We start from the raw sequence: 7,055 nt of genomic DNA, 5'->3' as shown, positions 1-7,055 counted from the left end.
CCGCCGCTCGACGCCGAGAAAGCAAGCTTTCTCTCGTTTCCGCTCGACTTGCATGTGTTAGGCCTGCCGCCAGCGTTCAATCTGAGCCATGATCAAACTCTTCAATTAAAGTTTTTGTGACACCGAAGTGTCGGCTCAATGAATACTGCTTTTTGTCTCTGCTTAAAAGCAGAAGCAAAAAGTGACATTACATAAGTAATGTTGAATTGACTGTGCTCTTATTGAATAACAGTTACCTGCATCCAACTTGATTTGGTCACTCGATTCATTGATAAAATCTTTTTGGATATTTATCGACGAGTGCCCACACAGATTGATTGGTCTATATTGTTAAAGAGCGATTCTTCTAAACGTTCTCCGTTCGAAGAGGCGGTCATTCTAGCGAGATAAATCTTGGTGTCAAACACTTTTTTCAGATTTATCTTTCGGTGAAGACCGGACTCACACAGCCGGGGATTTCTCTCCGCGATTCCGTGTCAGCGAGGGGGCATTATAGGGATCGCTTTTCGATTGGCAAGCCCTTTTTGCAAGTTTTTTCAAAACAATGATTCACACGTCTATAAATGTATGTATTTCACTCAACATGCCTGTTTTATCTACATTTGTTTAAACTTTTGCGCAAATATTTCCACTTTATTCCAATTGGTATATTCGACTTCTTTTGATGTGTCCGTTTCACCACCGGTCATCTTCATAATGAATCGAATCATGACCCGATCAAAAAAACGATATCTCGGATAACGTAATGCACCGGCGAACACACCTATCATTTGAGGCTGCCAGATAGATTTACGTAAAAAAGTCTGAATGTAAGCACTGCCTTCAGGCGTATCTTTTTTTTGATCTTCTTTTCGCGCGGTTAAGTTGACACAAATAAAAGCAGCTTTTGCTTCATCTAACTGTTGATGGTGGTTCTCAATAAATTGGTAAAGAGATTTATTGAGCCGGCCATAGCGAATTGATGCACCGATTAGCACTTTATCGTAAAGCGCCAAATTTAGTTTTGGGTTCAGATGTAAATCAACATACTCACACTGATAGCCTTCAAGCTGTGCAATGATATGTTCAACAATTTTTTTGGTCTGTCCTTCTCGGGTTGAATACAGACAGAGAACTTTCTTCACAATTATTCCTCTTAGTTACGCCAAAATGCAGGTGTGAACAGGACAAGCAATGTAAAGATTTCTAATCGCCCAAATAACATAGAAATAATGAGGATCCACTTTGCTTTATCATTAATATCACCAAAATGGACAGCCACTTCACCCAGCCCCGGACCAAGGTTATTCAATGTTGCGGCAACAGCAGAAAATGCACTTAACTCTTCCATTCCCGTAGCAATTAAAGCCAACATACATAAAACAAAGACCAGCGTATAGGTGGAAAAAAATCCCCATACGGCATCAATCACGCGTGGAGATAAGGCCTTATCCCCGAGCTTAATCGGATAGATAGCTCGCGGATGGACAAGACGTTTCATCTCTCGCCCGCCTTGTAAGGTCAATAACAGAATCCGGATCACTTTCAATCCACCGCCCGTGGATCCGGCACACCCGCCTATAAATGAAGAAAAGAGTAACAATACCGGTAAAAAAAGCGGCCAATCAGAAAATCCCGTGGTGGTAAATCCGGCCGTGGTTGAGACTGAAACACTCTGAAATAGTGCTTTATCAAAAACTTCAGCAACAGAATCGTATTGCTGATGAAGCAATAAAACAGAAAAACAGGTTAAAAACAGCATGGCCTGAATAAACAAAAACGTTCTGAATTCGTAATCTTTCCAGTAGAGCTTCGGATGAATACCGCCAGAAGCAAATGCTGCGTAATGCAGCGTAAAATTACAAGAGGATATCAGCAGAAAAACAACCGTTATCAGGTTAATCGCCTGACTATTGAAATACCCCATACTGGCATCGTGGGTGGAGAACCCACCAATCGCAATCGTGGAGAAGCTATGGCATATCGCATCGAAAAGCGTCATCCCTGCGAGCCAATACAGAAAAGCACAAACAACCGTGATCCCCAGATAGATATACCAGAGCGCTTTTGCTGTTTCAGCAATACGAGGGGTGACTTTGGTATCTTTCACAGGACCGGGGATTTCAGCCCGGTAGAGCTGCATTCCCCCGATACCAAGAACGGGAAGAATCGCGACAGCGAGGACAATGATCCCCATCCCCCCGAACCACTGTAAAAACTGGCGATAAAATAGAATGGCTTTGGGCAACTCATCTAAACCGACAATCACGGTTGCTCCGGTGGTTGTCAGTGCTGAAAAAGATTCAAAAAAAGAATCCGTCAGGGAAATATTAGGATTCTCCGAAATAAAAAACGGAATCGCCCCGGCACTACCGATAACGGTCCAGAATAAAACCACAATCAAAAAGCCATCGCGAGATTTTAATTCATGTCTGTGGTTCCGGTTCGGAAACCAGATGACCGCCCCACAGAGGAGTAAAGCAAAAAAAGTCGTTACAAACGAGACGCCGGCACCATCCCGATAGATTAGAGCCACCAGCGCAGGCGCCAGCATAGAAACGCTGAATAAGGCAAGGAGTAACCCGACTATACGGATAATAGAACGAAATTGCATGATGCTATGACTTGATTCTGACCTTAGTTGTTTAGTTCATCATTTGAACTCACAAGAACTCTTGCACTACTTTTATTGGTTATCACTTGTATAAACTCATCAATATATCGAATTTCAATCTCAATCGTGATAACAACTCGCTGAAGATATTGTGCTGCTAGCTCCTGAGCACCAAATTGCTGAATAACGGATTGAGCCAAAGGAATCAACCCATAGTCTAGCGCCAAGTTTAATGTCTTGGTGATTTTTTTTTCGATTGTTTGAAGTTGCTTAAGCGCTTGCTGAACACCACCGCCATAAGCTTTGACTAATCCACCGGTTCCCAACTTCACCCCACCATAGTAACGCACAACCACTGCGGTAATTTCTCCGACTTGCGCACCCGACAATTGCGCTAAAATCGGCTTTCCCGCGGTGCCAGATGGTTCACCATCATCACTAAATCCCCACTTCATTGAGTCATCGGGGCGTCCGGCGATAAAGGCCCAGCAATGATGCCTCGCGTCAGGGTAGTGATTTTTGATCTGCTCAATAAAGGCCTTAGCAGACTCAATCCCCGGCGTATGCTGAAGAAAAGTCATAAACAAACTTTTTTTGATCTCTTCATCATAACGAACAGAAGCAGCAGGAATCGCATAAGGCTGATCATTCATCGGCTAACTTAGCATCACATCAAATCAAACAAGCGTAACAGTCTAGCACGACCATAAAGAAAAGTGCTGCGGATCTAAAAAAATGGAATTTATCTTTTCATTTATTGCAGTTATCTCAACTTATAGCCACACTTTTTGAATACTAAAACAAGTCATCGTACCAGTTGACTCTCTAAAAATGCATGTCAGGAGATAATTCATGATCTTTCAATCAAAGACATTGCAGGTAAAGGAAATAGAAGGTGGTATCCTTGAGCTGCAGTTTTGCACACCTCAGTCGGTCAATACACTTGATACGGCAACGCTGGGCTATCTGGATAAAGCATTGGATGCAATCCAAGACTTTCCGGGACTCAAAGGCTTAGTGCTGACATCCGATAAAGACAGTTTCATTGTCGGGGCCGATATCAATGAGTTTTTAGGCTTATTCCAATATCCGAGAGATGAGCTGGAAAAATGGCTTCAGTATGCCAATCAAATCTTCTGTAAACTTGAAGATCTGCCAGTGCCAACAGTCTCAGCCCTGTGTGGATATACCCTTGGTGGCGGATGTGAGTGTGTGCTCGCTACCGATTTTCGGGTCGCGGCACGCTCAACCAAAATTGGCTTACCCGAGACAAGACTGGGAATCATGCCCGGATTCGGTGGTTGTGTCCGTCTGCCAAGATTAATCGGTGCGGATAACGCCTTAGAGGCGATCGTTCAGGCCAAAATATTCAGTGCCGAGCACGCACTCTCTGTCGGGCTGGTCGATGCCATCACAACAGAAGAAGCGCTTGCCGCAACAGCAAGACGAACACTGGATGATGCGATTCACAACAAGATTGATTGGAAGAAAGTACGTCAGGAAAAATGTGCGCCGCTTACTTTATCCCCCGTAGAACGTCTGATGGTCTTTTCGACAGCCAAGGGAATGACCCATCAAAAAGTAAGCACTCACTATATGGCACCATTCCTAGCGATTGAGACGATAGAATCTTCAGCAACGCTGCCCAGAGATGAAGCACTAAACATCGAGCGGAAGAACTTTGTTACCCTGGCAAAATCCGATCAAGCGGCCGCATTGGTCAGTATTTATCTCAATGACCAATATATTAAAGGCCTCGTCAAAAAAGCGAAACAGTCACTGACCCACCCTGTCAGTCACAGTGCCGTGATTGGCGCAGGCGTGATGGGTGGCGGTATAGCTTACCAATCCGCGATTAAAGGGATCCCTGCCGTTTTAAAAGATATCGTCCCTGACTCTCTGAAACTGGGCATGGATCATAGTGCTCAACTGTTAGAGCAGGGGGTCAAAAGAGGTAAGCTCTCTCCGCGGGACATGGCTAACACCCTTGCTTCAATACGGCCAACACTTAACTATGCCGGTATAGAAGATGTGGATGTTATTGTTGAAGCCGTGGTTGAAAACCCTAAAATCAAATCGTCTGTCCTGAAAGAGCTTGAAGAAAAGGTTACCGCCAATACCATTCTGACCTCAAATACCTCAACAATTCCGATTACCCAATTAGCAGCGGGACTCTCAAGGCCTGACAAGTTCTGTGGCATGCATTTCTTTAATCCGGTGCATAAAATGCCGCTGGTTGAAATTATTCGTGGCAAAGAAACCAGTGACGAAACCATTGATACAGTCGTGGCTTTTGCTGCCCATATGGGTAAATCCCCGATTGTCGTTAACGATTGTCCCGGATTTTTTGTCAACCGCGTTCTCTTTCCTTATTTTCTGGCCTTTTGTCAGTTGCTCGATGAAGGGTACGACTTTGTCCAAATTGATAAAATCATGGAGAAAGACTTTGGCTGGCCGATGGGGCCTGCCTATTTACTCGATGTTGTCGGTATCGACATCGCGTATCACGCACAACAGGTGATCTGCCAAGCTTATCCAACCCGAATGAAATCATCCCCGGACAACATCATTACCCGGCTTTATGAGGCGAAAAAATTTGGTCAGAAAACCGGTGAAGGCTTCTATCACTACTATACGGATAAACGTGGTAAGAGCCAGAAAGTGTTATCACCTGACATCTACCAGCTTGTCTACGCATCGGGAGAACCGTTGCCTGTCACAGACAAACAAATGATCATGGATCGCATGATGATTCCGATGATGAATGAAGTCATTCTCTGCATGGAGGAAAATATTGTCTCCTCTCCCGCCGAAGCAGACATAGCACTGGTATACGGACTTGGCTTTCCACCATTCAGAGGTGGTGTTTGCCGCTATCTGGATACCATCGGTATTACACAATATATCCAAACTGCTCAGTCATACCAGCGCCTTGGAGAACTCTATCACGTGCCGAAATCTCTCGAAGTAATGGCTCATCAAGCAAGAGTTTTCTATCCCATCCACCATGACAAATTAGAATCAGAGAGAGGGTAATCGCATGAGTAAGCAAGCAGTGATCGTGGATTGTATCCGTACGCCGATGGGCCGATCAAAAGAAGGCGTGTTTCGCCATACTCGCGCAGAAACACTGTCAGCACATTTGATGCAGTCACTGATTCAACGTAATCCACAAATACCGGTGGCTGATATTGAAGATATCTATTGGGGATGTGTTCAGCAAACCCTTGAACAGGGAATGAATATTGCGCGCAATGCTGCGGTTCTAGCCGGACTGCCGTTTGAAATCGGTGCTGTCACAGTCAATCGCCTGTGTGGTTCATCGATGCAGGCCTTACATGATGCGGCAAGATCCGTGTCTGTCGGAGATGCCGATATTTGTCTCATCGGTGGCGTTGAACATATGGGGCATGTGCCGATGACCCATGGGATTGATATGCATCCCGGCCTGAGCAAACATGCAGCGAAAGCAGCCGGCATGATGGGGTTGACCGCTGAAATGCTGGCAAAACAAAACCAGATCAGCCGAGATGCTCAAGATCAGTTTGCCCTGCGTTCCCACCAGAGAGCAGCACAAGCAACAGAGAACAAGCTATTTCAACGAGAAATCGTACCCACCCAAGGCCACGACGAACAGGGCGCACTTATTTCTCTGCAAGAAGATGAGGTCATTCGTCGTGATGCATCTCTCGATTCTCTGGCGTCGCTCAAACCGGTTTTCGACCCGGCCAACGGCACGGTCACAGCCGGCTCCTCTTCGGCCTTATCAGACGGAGCATCGGCAATGATTGTGATGACAGAAGAGAAAGCCAAACAACTCGGATTACCCATCAGAGCCAAAATTCGTGCGATGGCTGTGGCAGGATGTGAGCCATCAGTGATGGGAATCGGCCCCGTCCCTGCGACCCGCAAGGCACTAAAAAGAGCCGGATTATCTCTGCATGATATTGACGTTATTGAACTCAATGAAGCCTTTGCCGCACAAGCACTTTCCTGTATCCGGCAATTTGAACTGACAGATAACTTTGATGATAAAGTGAATTTATGGGGGGGTGCGATTGCATTAGGCCACCCGCTGGGATGCTCAGGCGCCAGAATATCCACCACACTATTACATGTGATGGAACATCAGGATGTCCAGTTCGGTCTGGCAACCATGTGTATCGGGATGGGGCAAGGTATTGCGACGATTTTTGAACGCGTCCGCTAGTTGAGCTCATATTCTCTTAAAAAGTATCCACCGGCATAGCCGGTGGTTTTTCATATGCGCCTATAAGGCTCTCCTACTAGCAGCGCCCTAGCAGGCGCGTAGTGATCTGACATTTGCATATGACTAGTTCCTGCGGCCCGTAAACGGGCTACCTGAATACGGGATCGACAATTGCTCTCCCATTTTATCCTGCTCTAGTTGCTGCTTGATGTAATTTTGTATCTTGCTCGTATTTTTACCTACCGTATCTAC

At 45.5% G+C, this 7,055-nt stretch carries 5 protein-coding genes, 1 rRNA gene and 1 pseudogene; 2 read left to right on the top strand and 5 right to left on the bottom strand.

Features of this window, described 5'->3' with window-relative positions; genetic code table 11:
• The 4 genes from VR7878_RS18055 to VR7878_RS18040 all read right to left on the bottom strand — a co-directional run.
• Nucleotides 1–108: ribosomal RNA gene (locus tag VR7878_RS18055) — 16S ribosomal RNA — on the bottom strand; the annotation flags it as partial.
• A gap of 488 nt (nucleotides 109–596) precedes the next feature.
• Nucleotides 597–1,124, bottom strand: coding sequence for a menaquinone-dependent protoporphyrinogen IX dehydrogenase (gene hemG / locus VR7878_RS18050; protein ID WP_059123142.1), 528 nt, complete (start codon nucleotides 1,122–1,124; stop codon nucleotides 597–599).
• Nucleotides 1,125–1,135: 11 nt separating this feature from the next.
• Entirely contained in the window at nucleotides 1,136–2,593 is a 1,458-nt protein-coding gene (locus VR7878_RS18045; RefSeq protein ID WP_077337413.1) for a TrkH family potassium uptake protein, read from the bottom strand.
• Nucleotides 2,594–2,616: 23 nt separating this feature from the next.
• On the bottom strand, nucleotides 2,617–3,246 hold the full coding sequence (locus VR7878_RS18040) for a YigZ family protein (RefSeq protein WP_077337412.1): 630 nt from the start codon (nucleotides 3,244–3,246) through the stop codon (nucleotides 2,617–2,619).
• Nucleotides 3,247–3,445: 199 nt separating this feature from the next.
• Between VR7878_RS18040 and fadB the strand changes: the two genes are divergently transcribed.
• A complete protein-coding gene (fadB, locus tag VR7878_RS18035) occupies nucleotides 3,446–5,629 on the top strand; it encodes a fatty acid oxidation complex subunit alpha FadB (RefSeq protein ID WP_077337411.1) in 2,184 nt (727 codons plus the stop codon).
• Between the two features lie 4 nt (nucleotides 5,630–5,633).
• Complete coding sequence (gene fadA / locus VR7878_RS18030) at nucleotides 5,634–6,803, top strand: acetyl-CoA C-acyltransferase FadA (RefSeq protein ID WP_077337410.1); 1,170 nt, start codon at nucleotides 5,634–5,636, stop codon at nucleotides 6,801–6,803.
• A 123-nt stretch (nucleotides 6,804–6,926) separates the two neighbouring features.
• Here fadA and VR7878_RS18025 read toward each other — a convergent pair.
• A pseudogene (locus VR7878_RS18025) lies at nucleotides 6,927–7,055 on the bottom strand (IS200/IS605 family transposase); the annotation flags it as partial.

It is taken from the genome of Vibrio ruber DSM 16370 (assembly GCF_900163965.1).
Taxonomy (GTDB): domain Bacteria; phylum Pseudomonadota; class Gammaproteobacteria; order Enterobacterales; family Vibrionaceae; genus Vibrio; species Vibrio ruber.
Note: the sequence above shows the minus strand (reverse complement) of the source record. Positions and strands in the feature narration are given on the sequence as shown.

Bases quoted from the DNA above. Each gene is read 5' to 3' on its own strand.
- fadA (WP_077337410.1), top strand. From the start codon at position 5,634: ATGAGTAAGCAAGCAGTGATCGTGGATTGTATCCGTACGCCGATGGGC.
- fadB (WP_077337411.1), top strand. From the start codon at position 3,446: ATGATCTTTCAATCAAAGACATTGCAGGTAAAGGAAATAGAAGGTGGT.
- VR7878_RS18040 (WP_077337412.1), bottom strand. From the start codon at position 3,246: ATGAATGATCAGCCTTATGCGATTCCTGCTGCTTCTGTTCGTTATGAT.
- VR7878_RS18045 (WP_077337413.1), bottom strand. From the start codon at position 2,593: ATGCAATTTCGTTCTATTATCCGTATAGTCGGGTTACTCCTTGCCTTA.